15 protein-coding genes are annotated in these 18,843 nt (G+C 39.3%); 12 read left to right on the top strand and 3 right to left on the bottom strand.

Annotated elements, in window-relative coordinates; genetic code table 11:
* The 4 genes from ACZ5OK_RS01735 to ACZ5OK_RS01750 all read left to right on the top strand — a co-directional run bounded on the left by ACZ5OK_RS01735 (position 1) and on the right by ACZ5OK_RS01750 (position 5,373).
* The gene (locus ACZ5OK_RS01735) at positions 1-2,208 is read left to right on the top strand and encodes a ribonucleoside-diphosphate reductase subunit alpha (protein ID WP_343841645.1); all 2,208 of its coding nucleotides are present in this window, start codon (positions 1-3) and stop codon (positions 2,206-2,208) included.
* Positions 2,193-2,639, top strand: a complete 447-nt coding sequence (locus ACZ5OK_RS01740; RefSeq protein WP_343841647.1) for a flavodoxin — start codon at positions 2,193-2,195, stop codon at positions 2,637-2,639. Before ACZ5OK_RS01735 ends, ACZ5OK_RS01740 begins: the two co-directional genes overlap by 16 nt.
* Positions 2,620-3,663 (top strand): ribonucleotide-diphosphate reductase subunit beta, encoded by a 1,044-nt coding sequence (locus tag ACZ5OK_RS01745; RefSeq protein WP_343841649.1) that lies wholly within the window; start codon positions 2,620-2,622, stop codon positions 3,661-3,663. The genes ACZ5OK_RS01740 and ACZ5OK_RS01745 overlap by 20 nt, the downstream gene beginning before the upstream one ends.
* 351 nt (positions 3,664-4,014) lie before the next feature.
* A complete protein-coding gene (locus ACZ5OK_RS01750; protein ID WP_343841651.1) occupies positions 4,015-5,373 on the top strand; it encodes an MATE family efflux transporter in 1,359 nt (452 codons plus the stop codon).
* A 61-nt stretch (positions 5,374-5,434) separates the two neighbouring features.
* On the opposite strand, the gene ACZ5OK_RS01755 is transcribed toward ACZ5OK_RS01750, so the two are convergent.
* Together ACZ5OK_RS01755 and ACZ5OK_RS01760 are read right to left on the bottom strand one after the other, a co-directional pair.
* Positions 5,435-7,042, bottom strand: coding sequence for a glycoside hydrolase family 43 protein (locus ACZ5OK_RS01755; protein ID WP_343841653.1), 1,608 nt, complete (start codon positions 7,040-7,042; stop codon positions 5,435-5,437).
* A gap of 197 nt (positions 7,043-7,239) precedes the next feature.
* Positions 7,240-8,442, bottom strand: a complete 1,203-nt coding sequence (locus ACZ5OK_RS01760) for an ROK family protein (RefSeq protein ID WP_464758304.1) — start codon at positions 8,440-8,442, stop codon at positions 7,240-7,242.
* Positions 8,443-8,601: 159 nt separating this feature from the next.
* On the opposite strand from ACZ5OK_RS01760, the gene ACZ5OK_RS01765 reads away from it, so the two are divergent.
* The 3 genes from ACZ5OK_RS01765 (at position 8,602) to ACZ5OK_RS01775 (ending at position 11,776) form a co-directional block, all read left to right on the top strand.
* Positions 8,602-9,903 carry an extracellular solute-binding protein gene (locus ACZ5OK_RS01765; protein ID WP_343841657.1) on the top strand — a complete coding sequence of 434 codons (1,302 nt, stop codon included), beginning with the start codon at positions 8,602-8,604 and terminating at the stop codon, positions 9,901-9,903.
* Between the two features lie 158 nt (positions 9,904-10,061).
* Positions 10,062-10,940, top strand: coding sequence for a carbohydrate ABC transporter permease (locus ACZ5OK_RS01770; RefSeq protein WP_343841659.1), 879 nt, complete (start codon positions 10,062-10,064; stop codon positions 10,938-10,940).
* A gap of 14 nt (positions 10,941-10,954) precedes the next feature.
* The gene (locus ACZ5OK_RS01775) at positions 10,955-11,776 is read left to right on the top strand and encodes a carbohydrate ABC transporter permease (protein ID WP_343841660.1); all 822 of its coding nucleotides are present in this window, start codon (positions 10,955-10,957) and stop codon (positions 11,774-11,776) included.
* Positions 11,777-11,992: 216 nt separating this feature from the next.
* On the opposite strand, the gene ACZ5OK_RS01780 is transcribed toward ACZ5OK_RS01775, so the two are convergent.
* Entirely contained in the window at positions 11,993-12,613 is a 621-nt protein-coding gene (locus tag ACZ5OK_RS01780) for a YesL family protein (protein ID WP_464758307.1), read from the bottom strand.
* A 438-nt stretch (positions 12,614-13,051) separates the two neighbouring features.
* Here ACZ5OK_RS01780 and xylA point away from each other — a divergent pair, with 438 nt between their 5' ends.
* The 5 genes from xylA to ACZ5OK_RS01805 all read left to right on the top strand — a co-directional run bounded on the left by xylA (position 13,052) and on the right by ACZ5OK_RS01805 (position 18,439).
* A complete protein-coding gene (xylA, locus tag ACZ5OK_RS01785) occupies positions 13,052-14,374 on the top strand; it encodes a xylose isomerase (RefSeq protein ID WP_343841662.1) in 1,323 nt (440 codons plus the stop codon).
* Between the two features lie 153 nt (positions 14,375-14,527).
* Entirely contained in the window at positions 14,528-16,027 is a 1,500-nt protein-coding gene (xylB, locus tag ACZ5OK_RS01790) for a xylulokinase (RefSeq protein WP_343841664.1), read from the top strand.
* Between the two features lie 268 nt (positions 16,028-16,295).
* Complete coding sequence (locus tag ACZ5OK_RS01795) at positions 16,296-17,456, top strand: endo-1,4-beta-xylanase (RefSeq protein WP_343841666.1); 1,161 nt, start codon at positions 16,296-16,298, stop codon at positions 17,454-17,456.
* Between the two features lie 454 nt (positions 17,457-17,910).
* Complete coding sequence (locus ACZ5OK_RS01800; protein ID WP_343841669.1) at positions 17,911-18,183, top strand: hypothetical protein; 273 nt, start codon at positions 17,911-17,913, stop codon at positions 18,181-18,183.
* Between the two features lie 10 nt (positions 18,184-18,193).
* The gene (locus ACZ5OK_RS01805; protein ID WP_343842198.1) at positions 18,194-18,439 is read left to right on the top strand and encodes a hypothetical protein; all 246 of its coding nucleotides are present in this window, start codon (positions 18,194-18,196) and stop codon (positions 18,437-18,439) included.
* Positions 18,440-18,843: the final 404 nt, after the last annotated feature.

Genomic DNA, 18,843 nt, shown 5'->3' on the forward strand with positions numbered 1-18,843 from the left:
ATGACGACTGCTTTGACAGATACCCAGACAAAATGGATCGATTGGATTATGCAAGGGTTACATGTGGATAAAGATTCCTTTATAGAAATGGTACATAGGACTGGCACCAGGAAAACGAATGATCTCATTAAACGTGCACTTGAACATATAGATGAAGGCAGCCCGGATTGGACATTTGTCGCCAGTCGAATCTATTTAGATGATCTGTACTACCAGGCTGCATCGAACAGGGATTACGCTCCAAGTGTGTGCTACGGGAATTTTTATGAATTAATTCAAATACTGACAGATAAGGGCATTTACACGGAAAAGCTTTTAAAAATATACCCTAAGGAAGAAATTGACTACTATGCAGGCCTTATTGAGCCCGAACGTGATCTGCTGTTTAATTACCTTGGCCTGTATACGCTGGCAACCCGTTATTTGGCCCGTGATCACGAAAAAAGAACCTATGAATTGCCTCAGGAGCGGTGGATGGTTATTGCTATGCATCTCATGCAGAAGGAGGACCCGGCTGATCGTCGTCGGTATGTTGCTGAGGCGTATTGGGCATTAAGCAATTTATACATGACTGTTGCCACACCTACACTTACGAATGCTGGTAAAACGCATGGTCAGTTATCCAGCTGCTTCATCGATACCGTGGATGATAGTCTTCAGTCGATTTACGACAGCAATACAGACATTGCCAAACTGTCCAAGAATGGTGGCGGGATTGGTGTCTATATGGGAAAGGTCCGTGGTCGTGGGAGCTCAATTAAAGGATTTAAGGATATGTCAAGTGGTGTCGTACCGTGGATTAAGCAGCTTAATAATACAGCGGTCAGTGTCGATCAGCTAGGTACACGTAAAGGCGCGATTGCGATTTATCTCGATGTGTGGCATACAGATATTGAAGCCTTTCTTGATTTAAAGCTGAATAACGGGGATGAACGGCTGCGTGCACATGATATTTTTACAGGTGTCTGTCTGCCGGATTACTTCATGGAGCAGGTGGAGAACCGGGGCGACTGGTACTTGTTTGACCCCCATGAAGTACGCCAGGTAATGGGCTATTCTCTTGAGGAATTCTATGATGAGGAGAGAGGTGCAGGTTCGTGGAGGGAGCGCTATATGGAGTGCGTCGAATCGGATCAGCTTACGAAACGGGTAGTTCCAGCTATCGATATTATGAAACGGATTATGAAATCACAGCTTGAGTCCGGTACCCCGTTCATGTTTTACCGGGACGAGGTGAATCGAAAAAATAATAACCCGCATCAAGGTATGATTTACTGCTCTAATTTGTGTACGGAGATAACACAGAACCAGTCGCCGACGGAGCTTTTGGAAGAGCTGACGGAACCGGATGGGACTATCGTTAAAAAGTACAAACCCGGGGACTTTGTTGTCTGCAATTTGAGCTCGATTAATCTCGGACGGGCGGTACCGGATCAAGTACTGGAGAGACTGATCCCCATCCAGGTTCGCATGCTTGATAATGTGATCGACATCAATACGCTGCCACTACCCCAGACCCAAAGGACGAATCAAAAGTATCGCGCAGTTGGACTTGGTACATTTGGATGGCACCACCTGCTGGCAAAAAAACGGATCTCGTGGGAATCACAGGAAGCTGTTGATTATGCGGACAGACTCTATGAGAAGATTGCCTTCCTGACCATTAAATCAAGCATGGAGCTGAGTCGGGTTAAAGGCACCTATCCGGCGTTTAAAGGGAGTCAGTGGCATACAGGTCAGTACTTTACTGATAAAGGTTATGCAGGAGATAGCTGGGATCAATTGAAGCAGGATGTGGCTACTTATGGTATCCGTAACGGTTACCTGATGGCAGTTGCCCCAAATTCATCCACTTCCATGATTGCAGGCTCTACGGCAAGCATTGATCCAGTATTCAAGCCCTTTTATTTTGAAGAAAAGAAGGACTTCAAAATTGCGGTAACCGCTCCGGAGCTGAATCATCATACGTATGAGACCTATCGCAGGTCAGCCTATATTCTGGATCAGCGCTGGTCAGTCAGACAGAATGCAGTCCGGCAAAAACATATTGATCAGAGCATTTCCTTCAACTTTTACGTGCCGAATACGATTCAGGCATCCTTTCTTCTTGATTTGCATTTGCAGGCTTGGAAGGAAGGACTGAAAACAACGTACTATGTAAGATCAACGGCCAATGATGTTGAAGAGTGTGAGTGGTGCCAAAGTTGAGGACATTAGTGGCTTATTTATCTTACAGTGGAAACACCAAGGAAACAGCCGAAATCATAGCTGATTATCTCGAAAATGCCGGGATTAGTGTTGACATGCACAGGATTGGTGTTGATCTGCCTGTGGATGTCTCTATATACGATCTGATTTTTATCGGGACATTCACCTGGGAAATGGGGGCAACACCTGATGAGGTTAAGGATTTCGTGCTGGAAGTTGGCTATAAGCCTGAACATGTTGCTGTATTTGGTACTGGAGATACGCAATTCGGCGGGGATGATCTGTATTGTCTTGCTGTCGATAAACTGGCAAGGTTCTATCAAAGCCGGTGGGATGGCTTGAAAATTGAACAGTCTCCACGAGGATCACAGGAAAAACGCGTGATAACATGGCTGAAGGGAGTACTTTACGATGTCAGAACTCTTTCTTGAGAAAGCAAAAACGCTGGAACCACTGAATCCCAATAAATCAACATCCCTGTTCAACGGGAAGTCAAGCGGTATTTTAAACTGGAACGATATCGCTTATCCTCATTGGTATAAAATGTATAAGCGACTCTTAGGCAACTACTGGCAGGCGGATGAAATCAATATGGCGGAGGATTTGCGGCAGTTTAAATCGCTGACGTTAGCGGAACAGGACGCATACTTAAAAATTATCGGTCTCTTATCAACGCTTGACGCACCGCAGACCCGGACTGCACTGATTCTATCTCTTTATGCAACCGATCCATCTGTTCAATCAATCATGGCCGTGATTGCTCAGCAGGAAGCCGTGCATAATGAAAGCTACTCCTATGTTTTGTCATCAGTCGTTTCGCTGGATAAACAGAACGAGGCCTTTCAGCTTGGACGCAAGGATCCGGTTCTGCTTAAACGAAATGAGGCGATAGCGGGGCAATACAATGCATTTGTTGAGGAGCCGTCCATGGAAAATATCCTGAAAACCATCGTCTATTCGGCGCTTCTTGAAGGAATGTTTTTTTATTCGGGGTTTGCTTACTTCTATCATCTGGCCCGGCAGAATAAAATGGTCGGTACGTCAACAATGATTAGCTACATTAACCGGGATGAGCTGGAGCACGGCCGCTTTATAACCGAATTGTTCCGCGCAGTATTGAACGAGAACCCGGAATGGAACACTCGGGAATTTTCTGAATGGGTGTACAGCAGCTTTCGTCAATCGGTAGAACACGAAATCGAATGGTCAGCGTATGTCCTTGCCGATATCCATGGGATTGATCTTGACGAATTGGCCGGCTATATTAAATACCGCGCGAATAAAATGCTGCGAATGATGGGGCTGAGTGAGATTTATCCGGATTATACAGAAAATCCGATGAAATGGATCCGTGCTTATGCGGATAACTTTGACGGTACCAAAACAGATTTTTTTGAGCAAAAATCGCGACAGTATACGAAAACAAGTGATTTGAACGGTTTTGATGATTTGTGATGGTGGCTAATCAGTAGCCAAATGATAGGAGAAGTTATGGGCAATGAGAAATGGGGAATACCATTGAAATTAAAAGGGCTAACACCAAAAGTTACGGACCAATAACTTCTGGGTTAGCCCTTTATTGCGGCAAATATTAATTATGTTTCTTGTTAACTAATGGAACCGTGTCGAAACGTAGGATGTAAATGATAGGTGAGGAAGCTAAATTAAAAAGAGTATTGGTATAGTAGATTAAATGTTTGCTATATGATACTGTCTTTTATATGTAAACGATTTATCATTATTTATTTTTCAAAAGAAAGTGGGTAAGGAAATAATCTTCAATCCCATGATAAAGGATGAACAAAAATGCCAAACCAATCCATGGCAGCAAAGCTACGTTTATTTACGATTACATGGCCTATTTTTATAGAAGTACTCTTGCAGACGATGATGAATTTTGCAGATGTATTTATGATTAGCTTTATTTCTGATGGAGCGGTAGCGGCTATTGGTGTGGTCAACCAGATTATGGTATTAACCTTTGTTCTATTTAACTTTACAGCCATGGGCTCCGGAGTAGTGGTCTCACAGTTTGTTGGGGCTAATAAGCCAAAAGATGTCAGCATCACCATTGCCAATGCAATTGTTGTGAATCTATTATTTGGGCTATTTATCAGTATCATAATTGCAAGTTTCCGCTACCCTTTTTTGAGTCTGTTTAATTTAGAATCAGATTTAATGGAATACGGTGCTGTTTATATGGCCATTGTAGGTGGAACTTTATTTACACAAGCGATGGTGATTACTGTATCTTCGGTTTTACAGGCTATGGGACATACAAAAGATGTTATGTTAGTTGTACTGGCGATGAATGTACTCAACATCTTCGGAAACTATCTGTTTATTTTTGGAGCTTTAGGCGTTCCTCAGCTAAATGTAACAGGGGTTGCTATTGCGACAATGATTAGTCGTACACTGGCCATGTTCGTGCTATTTTGGATTGTTAGCCAACGAGTAGAGATTAAGTTGACCTGGTGTGATTTTACTAAACTTAAATCTGAGTACTTGAAAAAAATATTGGGGATTGGTGTTCCGGCAGCAGGAGAGCATCTATCCTACAATACCAGCCAGATCACGATTACCTTCTTCATTATGCTTTTAGGGGCCAGTGCTATGGCAAAGAAAGTCTATACAGAAAATTTAATGGCTCTGATTACCGTATTATCGATGTCGATATCAAAGGGGATGCAAATTTATATCGGTCAGCTAGTTGGTGCTGGTGAAAAAGAAGCAGCCTATCATAATATGTTTCGTGGACTTAAATATGGTTTGATCTTCACAATCATACCGTCCATCATATTTGCCTTCTTTGGGGAGAACTTGATGCAAATTTTCACAAATAAAGAAGGGATTATTGCAGGTGGTGCTATGCTGCTAGTCATTGGAATTATTCTTCAGCCTGGAAAAACGTTTAATCTAGTTATTATTAGTGCCTTGCGGGCGGCGGGGGATGCAAAATTTCCCGTCATGATGGGGATTCTTTCAATGTGGGGAATTAGTGTCCCGTTGGCCTATATATTAGGTGTACACTTAGAATTTGGGCTTATTGGGGTTTGGATTGCGATGTTAGTAGATGAGTGGTTCCGTGGAATTATTATGTTATTCCGCTGGCGCAGTCGTAAGTGGGAGAAAAAGGCATTGGTCGAGGCCAAGTCAACGGCATAGCATCACTACTAGTGGATATATAAAAAACAGGCCGGAACTTACACTGGCCTGTTTACGAAAATTATTCAGGTTTATAAACAAAATAATCAAAGTCAGCTGCTATGTTTTCTCCGGATGTATCCTGGCACTGCATACCGACAAATGCTCCGGTAAAGAAGCCACCACCGCGAATATAGTCATCCGATAATTTATAGGAATAGAACTCTACAGGAATCTCTGTCCAGTTTGTCCCATCAAAGGAATAAGAATACGTATAGACATTGGTCTTTACATTAACGCGAAAGTAAACATATTCCACGTTTTCTGGAACAACAATTTCCTTTCCTTGAAGCGGCTGATCAAATGTAAAATTATCGCATGTGGTAAGATCCAGGATCCTGCCTTTTTCCTCATTCCATGTTATCTGCAGTGCAGTCCAGTTTTCTGTATTATAGTAGTTTACTAGGCCTGCCGCCTGTTGAAAGTTTTCCGGATTAAATTTCACTTTTGTTTCAGCAGTAAAAGTAAAATGCTGCCAGCGCCTTGCTACAAATGCTTGCGTAAATTTTGATGTTAATGATTCTCTTCCATGAATGCGTAAGTGACCTGGATTTTCCTTCAACGAAGCGATTTCCTCACCTAAAGGAATTCGTAATGTCTGGAAATCTATACTTATTGTTTCAGAATCAAAATCATCTTTTTTATTATCATTTTGTTCCCATTTCGCTTCTTCTATATCAGGTCCTTCAACCTCCAGAGAAGGCTGGTTACCTCCAACGACGTATGGCCAGTCGTTTTTCCACTCAAGGCGGGAAATTGCCGTTTCGCGTCCAAGCGGGCAAAATCCGCGTGGGTCAAGCAGAGGCTCTCCTTCTTTTGGAAGTGGACGCCCAACGAGATAAGTGATGAACCATTCTCCAGTATGTGTTTCGACAATTGATCCGTGTCCGGCCTTTTGCAACGGATTTCTAGGATATGGCATAGAGGTTACTAACGGATTTTCCGGATGTACTTCATATGGTCCCCAAAGGTCTTTGGATCGGGCAATGGTTGCCTGGTGATCATATTTCGTTCCGCCTTCCGCAGTCAGTAGATAATAATAGCCATTTATCTTATATAAATGCGGTGCTTCAGTTAATTTTACATCAGTTCCTTTAAAAATAACTTCTTTTTTGCCAACTAACTTTTTCTGTGCCGGATCATATTCCTGAAGTACGATACCGTAAAAGTTATGATTACCGACGCGCGGATCCCATACCATATTTACAAAATATTTTTTGCCATCGTCATCATGGAATAAAGACGGGTCAAAACCAGAACTATTCATATAACTTGGTTCAGACCATTCACCGTCAATTGTGTCGCAGGTAACCAGATAGTTATGGCTATCTTTCCATTGTCCATCCGTTACTTTTACATCAGTATAAATAAGCCAGAACTTGCCATCATGATAAGATAGGTCAGGTGCCCAAATTCCCCCGGAGTCCGGATTTCCCATCATATTTAATTGGCTTAAGCGATTAAGTGGGCGGGAAACGAGACGCCAATTTTTTAAATCCCTAGAATGATAGATTCCAACACCAGGGAACCACTCAAAGGTTGAAACCGCAATATAATAATCTTCTCCAGCTCGGCAAATACTTGGGTCCGGGTTAAAGCCAGTTAAAATCGGATTTTGTATTGTTGTCATATTTATCACCTCTCTAAAATTTTTTAATAACTAATAGAAATTGCGGGAAGGTAATTTGGAGTCAAGGAATTCTCCATCACTCCAGTATGTATTCTTATAGATCGCATTCTTTTTAAATGGTTTAAAAAGAATGCAGTCTTGTACCTTTAGAAAAACTTTATACAATACCGTCCGGAACGAGAGAAAAGTTAAAATGGTTAACTTACTGTAACTTCTTTATGGATATTATTGTATAAAAATTCTTCTGTAGAAAACGCAGCAACTCCTAAAGCAGTAGAATGAGTTAGTAAATGGGAAAAATCAATCCTTAGGTCTTTTTGGCTGAACCATAAGGTCTGATTATGGATCCAGTCGTTTAATGGTTCTTTTAGCCATTTTTCCGCACTAGCCATTCGGTTTCCAATAATGACTTGTTCCGGATTGAAAATATTAATAATATTATTAATTCCTACACCGAGGTATTGACCGATATTTTGAAATCGTTGAATAGCTTCTTTATCTCCGTTCTGGGCAAGATCTAAGATTGTTTCCAGGGTATGGTCTTTATCTGTTTGGAGATTTAAATTACCAGACTGTTCTGTATTTCCCAACAAGGATTGTTCTGAAGCATATAATTCCCAGCATCCTTTATTGCCGCACCTACATTTGGAACCATTCACTTCAACAGTCATATGCCCGAATTCGCCGGAGAAACCATTATGTCCTCGATATAGTTGTCCATTCAAAATGAGTCCAACACCTATCCCTATACCTACACTGACATAGACAATGTTTTGATTGTTTTTCCCAATGCCAAAGTTTTTCTCACCGTAAGCACCAGCATTAGCCTCATTTTCAATGGTTACGGGAACATTGAATTTTTTTTCAAGAGTTGATTTTAATTCTGCATTTCTCCAGCCAAGGTTTGGAGCAAGTAAAATCTTCTCATCTCTGTTCACAATACCTGGTACACCTATTCCAATTCCAACAATCCCATATGGACTTTCAGGGGCAGACTTAATAAGTGTATCAATGACTTGAAATAACTCTTTCAAAATTTCCTCGTAGGTTAAATTGATAAAATTGGATGTTCTTTCAGAAATGATGTTTCCACGTAAATCGGTTAGTATACCTAATATATAATTGACACCTAAATCAATTCCCACAGAGTATCCAGCTACCTGGTTAAAAAAGAGCATTACAGGCCTTCGTCCGCCCTTGGATTCTCCAGGACCTGACTCATCAATCATTTTTTCTTCAAGTAGTTCATTAACCAAAGAAGAAACCGTTCCCTTATTTAATCCAGTTGAACTCGCAATATCGGCTCTGGAAATAGGGGAGTTCTGTTCAATACTTTCCAGAACCAGTCCTTTGTTCTGTTTTTTGACTACATGCTGGTTCCATGTTTTTTTTCCTGTCATCTCGTATCAACTCTTTCTCTTATTATTGCCATAGTATAGCATGTTATAATCTTATTATAAACTTTGTTCATCCACTAGACAAACAATTAGCAGTTCTGGTAATATATAGATAAAGCTTATACCTAAGCATTTTTTTAATAATTTACAGGGGGTATGGTTATGAAAGTTAGGAAAGCGGTTTCGTTTATGTTTGTGTTGATTGTTTCCGTTTTTGTTCTTGCTGCTTGTACAGGTGATGAAGATGCATCAAATGAATCCGACTCTGGTGATACAAAAACAGTAAAATTTATGCATTTATGGCCTGAGGGGAGTTCGGCTCAGCATCACAAAGTTGTTAACGATATCATATCAAATTTTGAAAATGAAAATCCAAATATCACCATTGATCTTGAAGTTTTAAGTAATGAGCAGTATAAAGACAAAATTAAAGTACTATCCACTTCAGATGAATTACCTGATGTTGGTATGACATGGGCTGCAGGATATATGAAGCCATATGTGGAAGGTGATATGTACGCACCATTAGATGATATACTTAATAAAGATGATTTTGTTTCCGGAACGACAGAAGCGTTTTCCGTGGATGGTACAACTTATGGGTTGCCATTAGAGCTAAATACTTCATACGTTTTCTATAACAAGGCAATTTTTGATGAGTATGGATTAGAAGCCCCTCAGACATTGGAAGAGTTAAAAGAGGTTGTTGCGACGTTAAATGAAAACGGTGTCAATCCAATCGCTTTAGGTAATAAGGATGCGTGGACCGGGTCTATGTGGTACATGTATTTAGCTGATCGACTCAGTGGGAATGAAGACGTATTAACCCAAGCAATTAATCGAGAAGGTTCTTTTGAAGACCCAGCACTGGTTCAAGCGGCTGAAGAGGTACAGGGGCTAGTTGAAGAAGATGCCTTTATACAAGGGTTTAATGGTATCGGTGATCAAGAAGCCAAGAGCATGTTTATGGCAGAACAGGCAGCTATGTATTTAATCGCAACATGGGATCTTCCAAACTATACAACAAACGATGATGTTTCACAGGAGTTTCGGGATAATGTAGGTTACTTTAAGTTCCCAACTGCTGATGGAAATGGTAATAAGGACAATTATATAGGTGGAACAGGTGTTGGTTTATTCGTTTCCCAAAACTCTGATGTAAAAGAAGAAGCAAAGAAATTTGCCTCTTACCTTGTTGAACAATGGGGCGAAAGATCGGTAACAGATGTAGGTATTATCCCAGCAACTAAAGTTGATACTGATTCCATGGAACTTCCAGAAATGTATAATAATGTGTTAAATGACTTAAATTCAGCAAACAATATTACATTGTATGCAGATGTGCAAATGAATGCGGAAGATGCACAGGTACACTTAGATGCAATTCAAGCACTTTTTGGTGGTGAAATAACACCAGAGGAATTTGCAAAAAGAAATGAAGAGGCTTTGGCGGATGAAGGATAGAACTGGCTAAAATGTAAATCAGGTTTACTGGAAAAGGACATATCCTACAAACTTGGATTGTCCTTTTCTACTTAAGAGAATGGATTCCTATTAAACACATAAACTATTATAGAGTCCATCCAGCATAAGGTTACACAATAAAAATGGGGTTGAATGCTATGAACAAAATAATGTCCAATAAATGGGTTATTTTTTTATATACATTTCCAGCGCTTTTCTTAATAGGTATTCTCATTGTGGTTCCATTAATTCTCTCCGGATATTTTGGATTAATGGACTGGGATGGAATTGGAGTAATGGAATTTATTGGCCTGGAAAACTATAAGGTTGCATTACAGGATGGTAAGTTCTGGGAAAGTGCACTTCATTCCTTTTTACTTGCTCTTTTTTCTGCATTGAGTTTAATTATTTACCTGGCAGTTGCCTTAATCTTAGCTTCGAAAATTAAAGGCGCAAACCTTTTGAGAAGAATATATTTAATTCCAATGTTACTCTCTTCTGTAGCAATAGCCCAGTTATGGATTAAAATGTACAATCCAACGAACGGGATGGTAAATAGCATTTTGTCGGCAATCGGTGTGGAAAATTTGCCAAACTGGCTGGCTGATACAAGTATTGTGTTATATGCCATCTTTATTCCAGTTATTTGGCAATATGCTGGTTTCTATATATTAATCTATTATGCAGCACTGAAAAATATCCCAGATTCACTGATTGAAGCAGCTAAAATTGATGGTGCTTCACCATTACAAATTGCACTTAAAATTAAAGTTCCATTAATTCGAAATGTGTTTATGGTAACAATTGTGTTAGCTGTTGTAGGTTCACTAAAATATTTTGACTTAATTTATGTTATGACAGGTGGCGGTCCAAATGGAGCTAGTGAAGTTATGGCTTCCTACATGTATAAATTAGCTTTTGAGAGCTATAACTTTGGTTACGGTAGTGCAATAGGGTTCTTAATATTAATTATTACCTTAATTGTGACGTTTATTATCCGTAAGCTAACAGCAACCAAAGAGGAGATTCAGTATTGATAGGGGGGCATACAATGAGAAGAATCGGTTTTATTTTACTATATGTTGTTTTAGCTTTTGTTGCTATATTTCAGATTTTTCCGATTATCTGGTTGGTTTTGTTTTCACTGAAGAGTAATCAGGAAAACTTTGCCGGTAATCCTTTTGCTTTGCCAACTGATCCGAAATGGGAAAATTATTTAAAAGTATTTGAAGGTGGAATTGGAATATACTTCTGGAATAGTGTTTGGATTACGGCTCTTGCAACGGTTTTAACCATCCTGGTTGCAAGTATGGCAACTTATGCAATTACTAGAATGCATTGGAAATATAGTGGTCTTGTATTAGGTATTATCATGATTGGATTAATGATTCCAGTCCACTCTGCTTTAATACCCCTTTACAATATGTTTACAAATGTAAACTTAATTGATAATCCATTGTCGATTGTAATCACATATACAACGTATAACCTGCCGATAACTGTCATGATTTTATTTGGATTTTATACGACAATACCACGAGAAATTGAAGAAGCGGCGATTATTGATGGAAGTTCGATCCATCGTATGTTTTTCAGAATCATTTTACCGATATCGGCACCAATTATGTCAACAACAGTTATTATTAATATGATTTATAACTGGAACGAATTTGTCTTTGTTAACACATTTATCAGTTCAGATAAATTCAAAACGTTGACTGTTGGAATTCAAAACTTTATTGGACAATACATGACTGATTGGGGAGCGATTGGTGCAACGCTGGTCATTAGTGTACTCCCAATTATTATTGCTTTCTTATTTTTCAGTGAGAAGATTATGGAGGGGATTACTGCAAGTGCAGTAAAAGGATAGTAGATAATAGACAGTATCTTAGATTACTTTTAAAAAAGACCACCTTACCTGACTGTTTTTCAAAATAGACAGATAAGGTGGTCTTTTTTAAAGGCTATTTTTTATTAGCAGTTGATACATGCCGACTCCTCATAAAATGTATGCACATTTACTTGTGTGATGTAAATTACTCAAAGCTTTTCCTGTCGTTTAGAACTCAAGCCAAAATCTCTTTTTTTAAATATCTTCTTGTTTTTGTTGTACATTATCAAAAGCCTGAAGACTAAACCAGGTAGTGATAAAGGCGTAAGTAGTTCCGCCGAATATAAATAATAATGCAGGAATTTGCCACATAATGAAAAAGGAAGAAACCAGACAGATTGTCATGAGGATATTTAGAACCGGGTTAATTAACATGATAAGAAAAGCATTTTTTAATAATCCAAAACTGTTTAAATCATAATGGGCAAAGCTTGGAAAGATATAAAATAGGAATATGGCTACAAGAAGCATAAATGCAAATAATGGGATATAGGTCCAGCTCATTTGCTCGTCTATATTAAGCTGAATATAATAGACATCAATCGCAATAAGGATAAATAATAGATTTAGAAAAGTCCCCAGCAGATTACTTTTTAAAAAATCCTGCTTGTAATAGTTCCAATAGGTTTTTAGGACTGGGAAATCCGGGTTATTTCGCAGCCAATCACGGACCATAGCAAACATTGAAGTAGTCGCAGGATAGAAACCGAAAATAATCCCTCCAAGTAATGAGAAGGTAACCCACAGAAGGTTTACATAAGCAAATTTCGTAATCCATTCCATGATATTGTAAAGTGTACTGGTAATTGTATTCAAGACTGTATCCTCCCATATATGTAACGAATTTCGATTTGCGGGTCATCAGAAAACAATTAGTTATGTATAAAGAACTGCAATATGGAAGAAGATTTTTTTTATTATATATTAACTCATTGTTTATATATATCTCCGCTACTGGCTTCAGATTTTCAAAAGAAGGATCAGAGGTGAGTATACGTCCAGTAATTTTCCGTTGTTTTAACTACCAGACAGCAGGGAATAAAAGCTCTCACTAACTGAAGGTTGTGTATCATTTTACCTTTTCATATCGTAACCTCAAAAAGATATTTTGTCCAATATATTTCCCATTACTTAATGCTCAAAGAAGGAAAACTACTTAGTTTATTCAATAGACGAACTAATAAATAAATGTTACAATTAAATTGTGAAAATACTTTCATTCGGGTGGATTATAAATTAAGGAGGTTATCGACGATGGCTTATCTCAAAGAAATGAACAAAATCACTTATGAGGGTCCGAAATCAACGAATCCGTTAGCATTTAAATTTTATAATCCTGATGAAAAAGTTGGCGGGAAAACGATGGAGGAAATTTTACGTTTTGGTGTTGCTTACTGGCACACTTTCACGGAAGACTTGACGGATCCATTTGGCGCAGGTACAGCGATACGACCTTGGGATACATACAAAGGAATGGATTTAGCAAAGGCCCGTGTAGAGGCTGCATTTGAATTCTTTGAGAAATTGAATGTCCCATATTTTTGCTTCCATGATGTAGATATTGCACCAGAAGGAGACACATTAGCAGAATCAAATCGAAACCTGGACACGATTGTCGCAATGATTAAAGAGTACATGAAAGATAGTAAAACCAAATTGTTATGGAATACGGTTAATAATTTTACACATCCTCGTTTTGTTCATGGTGCAGGTTCATCTAATAATGCTGATGTATTCGCCTATGCAGCTGCAAAAGTGAAAAAAGGATTGGAGATTGGAAAGGAGCTCGGTGCAGAAAACTATGTATTCTGGGGTGGCCGAGAAGGGTATGAAACCTTGCTCAATACCGACATGAAACTGGAATTGGATAATTTAGGCCGTTTTTTCCATATGGCTGTTGATTATGCAAAGGAAATTGCCTTTGAAGCACAGTTTCTTATCGAGCCAAAACCAAAAGAGCCAACATCCCATCAATATGATTTTGATGTAGCAAGCGGCTATGCTTTCCTGCAAAACTATGATTTGCAGGATCACTTTAAATTTAACATCGAAGCAAACCATGCAACACTAGCAGGGCACACATTTGAACATGAATTGCATTATGCACGCATTCACAATATGCTCGGGTCAGTTGATGCGAACCAGGGACATCCATTACTAGGATGGGATACGGATGAATTTCCAACAGATCTTTATTCCACAACCTTGGCAATGTATGAAATTCTGAAAAATGGCGGTTTGGGCCGTGGAGGATTGAACTTTGATGCAAAAGTTCGCCGTGGTTCCTTTGTGCCGGAAGACCTGTTCCATGCCCACATTGCTGGAATGGATAGCTTTGCAGTAGGACTAAAAGTAGCACAGCGCCTTATCGATGACAAAGTGCTGGAAAATGTGGTGGAAGATCGTTACAGTTCCTATAAAGAAGGAATCGGCCGTGACATTGTAGAAGGCAAAGCAGACTTCCACAAACTGGAGGAGCATGCGCTAGGATTAAAAGAAATCCGCAATGAATCTGGTAAACTGGAACGCATTAAAGCTATAATTAATCAATATCTACTTACAGCATTTGCTGAATAAGCTATATAAATAGTGTGGACATAACATAAATCATAAAAGGTGAAAGGTGAAGACCAGACCTTTCCTTCAATGTCTTCGCCTTTTATTCAAAATGAATATCCTTTTATATAACTAGTGGATGTGACTGATTTTTAAGGGCGGGAGAGATTAAGAATGAAACATGTAATCGGAGTTGATTTAGGGACAAGTGCAGTTAAACTATTATTAGTAAATCAGCAAGGGGAAGTAACGCAGGAAGTGTCCAAGTCCTACCCATTATTTCAGGAAAAAGTCGGTTACAGTGAACAAAACCCGAATGACTGGGTGGAGCAGACAACTGCCGGAATAACCGAATTATTGGAAGGGTTCGACGGAAATCCGGAAGACATTGAGGGCCTTAGTTTCTCCGGACAAATGCACGGACTGGTGCTTCTCGATGAAAATAATGAAGTTCTGCGTAATGCTATTCTTTGGAATGACACAAGAACAACGGCGGAATGTGAAGAAATTTATGAACGTGTTGGAAAAGAACGTCTGGTTAACATCACGAAGAATATAGCGTTGGAAGGATTTACACTCCCGAAAATCCTGTGGGTGAAAAATCATGAGCCAGAGGTTTTCCGAAAGGCTCATGCGTTCGTATTACCAAAAGATTATGTACGTTTAAAGTTGACGGGTAAACTGCATATGGAATACTCAGATGCAGCAGGAACGTTACTGTTGAATGTATCGGAAAAAATGTGGAGCAAAGAAATATGTGAAATCCTGGATATTAATCCGGAAATTTGTCCTCCACTAGTCGGATCTCATGAGGAAGTGGGGACCATCACAAATCGTGTGGCAGAAGTAACTGGTTTAAGTTTTTCGACCCGTGTTTTTGCTGGTGGAGCAGACAATGCATGTGGTGCAATTGGGGCAGGTATTTTAGCGGATGGCAAAACAATGGTAAGCACTGGTACATCTGGTGTGGTATTATCCTATGAAGCAAGCGGTGACAAGGATATTGGCGGTAAAGCCCATTACTTCAATCATGCTGCTCCCGAGGCCTTTTATACTATGGGGGTAACTCTAGCAGCAGGCTACAGCTTATCCTGGTTTAAAGATACATTTGCTAAAGACATTTCCTTTAATGAGTTACTGGCAGACGTGGATACTGTCCCGGTGGGAGCTAATGGACTCTTGTTTACACCCTATATTGTGGGGGAAAGAACTCCACATGTGGATGCAAATGTTCGTGGAAGCTTCATCGGAATGGATGGATCCCATGAAATGACACACTTTGTTCGGGCTGTAATCGAAGGAATTACCTTCTCCCTTAATGAATCAGTAGAAATCTTTCGGGAAAATGGCAAAACCATTGATACGATTGTTTCCATCGGTGGAGGAGCAAAAAGTGAATCCTGGTTGCAAATGCAAGCCGATATTTTCAATGCAAAAATGGTTAAGATGCAAAGTGAACAGGGACCAGGCATGGGTGCTGCGATGCTTGCAGCGTACGGCTGTAACTGGTTTAATTCCTTGAAGGATTGCGCGGATGTATTCTTGAAAGAGGGCGAAGTTTATGAGCCCATTCCAGAAAATGTAGAAAAGTATAAGGAATTATTTGCGGTTTATCAAGAAGTATATCGTAAAACGAATCAATTGAATCAGCAATTAATGTTATTTCGTTATTAATAAACAATTTCGATACCGTTTTAATAGTTCAATTGATAGATATCAATGTAATAAAAGGGACTATATATTTGGGGCTATTTAACCGTTTTTTGACTCTTCATGAAAAAACTTTATTCATCCAATAGATAAACTATTGGGCTGTTGCTAAAATAATAGCTGCTAGCAGTATACAAAAAGCTTTTTGTCACTGAAAATGGAATCGCTTTCTTTCAGCATTGTTTAATCTGTTAACTGTGTTTCTCTAAAAATTTCTGAAAAGGGGATATTTATGCGAAAAGGGCTGCGTAAGTTAATGTTTACTGGAATGGCTCTAACTCTTCTCATTCCAACCGGAGCCAATGTTGTTTTAGCTGAAAAAAACTCTGGTTCTATTAATGCCTTGGGAGTACCATCACTTGAAGAACGCTATGAAGAATCGTTTGAAATTGGCGCTGCTGTTGAGCCATACCAATTGGAAGGGATTCAGGAAGAAATTTTAAAACATCACTACAATAGTATTGTTGCAGAGAATGTGATGAAGCCGATAAACATTCAGCCGGAAGAAGGGAAATTTGATTTTGAGCAAGCAGATAAAATTATTCAGTTTGCCAAAGAACATGATATGGAAATACGTTTTCACACATTAGTGTGGCATAGCCAAGTACCAAAGTGGTTTTTTCTGGATAAAAAAGGGGAACCGATGGTAGAGGCTACGGACCCAAAACAGAAGAGAAAGAATAAAAAGTTATTGCTAAAGCGCCTGAGAAAACATATTAAAACGATTGTGAAACGTTATAAAGATGATGTTGATTCCTGGGATGTTGTCAATGAAGTCATTGATGAAAATGCATCCAATGACAGAGGTCTTCGCGAATCACCATGGTATCAAATTACAGGAACAGATTATATCAAAGTTGCATTTGAAACCGTCAAAAAGTTTGCAGATGAAGATGCAATGCTCTATATTAATGATTATAATACCGAAGTTGAACCAAAAAAAACATTTCTTTATAACTTAGTAAACGATTTGCTGGAACAAGGTGTTCCAATTGATGGAATCGGTCATCAATCCCATATCCAGATTGGATGGCCATCCTTGAAGGAAATGGAAGATTCCATCAATATGTTTGCTGATCTTGGCTTAGATAACCAAATCACTGAGCTTGATGTAAGCCTTTATGGCTGGCCGCCGACACCTGCCTATAAAACATATAAAGACATTCCTTATAGTGAATTCGAACGGCAGGCAGAGCGTTATAACGATATATTTGAACTTTATGAAAGATTAGATGATAAAATCAGTAGTGTCACATTTTGGGGTATTGCTGACAATCACACATGGCTGGATGACCGTGCAGAACAATATAACGATGGTGTAGGGAAAGATGCACCTTTTGTCTTTGACATGGATTACAATGTGAAACCGGCATACTGGAAAATTATAGATTGAAAGATGCAGAAGGCTGTTCCGAAACAGGAACAGCCTCTTTAGGTGTGCCCGGCATGGGTGGACTCTAACGGGTGAAAGTCCCGAGTGCGACCTGGTAACGGTAAGCACATAGCTGAAGGCAAGGGTGTCCATGGTGACGTGGAATCTGAAGGAAGCCTTAGACAAAACTCTGGTTTGACGAACAGAAACCATATAAGAGGCAACGTATGAGGATAAGCCTGCTAAAGAAGTCAAAGTCCTATAGCTACCCAATATCATACGGTGTAAATATGGCAGATGGATGGAGCGAAAGAGTCCACACCTTAATCGGGGAGGTCTCATCATCTATGCCAAAGGCTTATAGCTATGTAAGCTTGGGTAAAGAGAAGTCAGCCGAAGCCGTAGTGGTGAAGACGTCTATCGAAAGTTAGAAAAAGCGAAGGGCTGAACAATTTTATCGTTATGGAAATCTGTATTGGAAGAGGAAAAAGACCACTGGCATATCGCGTTAAAGTGGATACCGACTTCACAAGAAGGAAAGGAAATAACAAGCATGTATGAAGAGAAACTTCTAGAATCGATTCTGAGAAGGGATAATCTTGAACAGGCACAAAGGCAAGTCATCAAGAACAAAGGTGTCGCAGGTGTAGATGGCATGACAACTAAGGAACTACCGTTGTACATGATAGAAAACACAAAGGATATTATTCACCAAATTAGACATAAGAGGATGGATTCACTACTTTAAAATGGGCTATATGAAGACGCTTCTAGAACGTATTGACTCTCACACGAGAGTTCGTCTAAGAACGTGCATATGGACAGAATGGAAAACACCGAAGAATCGAAGAAAGAACTTAATTAAGCTAGGTATGAACAAATATGATGCCTACAAGAATAGCTACACGAGTAAAGGAGGAGTCCGCATAGCTTACTTTTGGGTCCTTACAAGGACCATAACAAATAAGAGACTAGCCCGGTTTGGGCTAATCTCCTGTGTATAACTATAACATTACAAGAAAGTACATGCTTAATATAAAAATGAACCGCCGTATAAGGAATCGTACGTACGGTGGTGTGTAAGGTCGGAGTCTAATCACCTCCTCCTACTCGATTTACGGCCAGTAAATTCCTGATAAGTTTAACTAACCATAAGTGTGGATGGAGAAAATTCCTACTGATGGAGATTGACATTATGGGCCAAAAACATTAACTGAAGTTTCATTCTATGTAAAAAATATAAAACTTTAAAATTAGTACCTTTTAGCTACTATGTGGAACTTCGACAGGATTCTTAATGCGTTTCGACATGAATAGAATAAATCGTATGGAATACACCCGCCTTTTTTCATATCATTTTTCTATTTTTAACGAAATGACCAGGACTTTAGCCCCTTAGAATGGATAA

This window comes from Salinibacillus aidingensis (assembly GCF_055393355.1).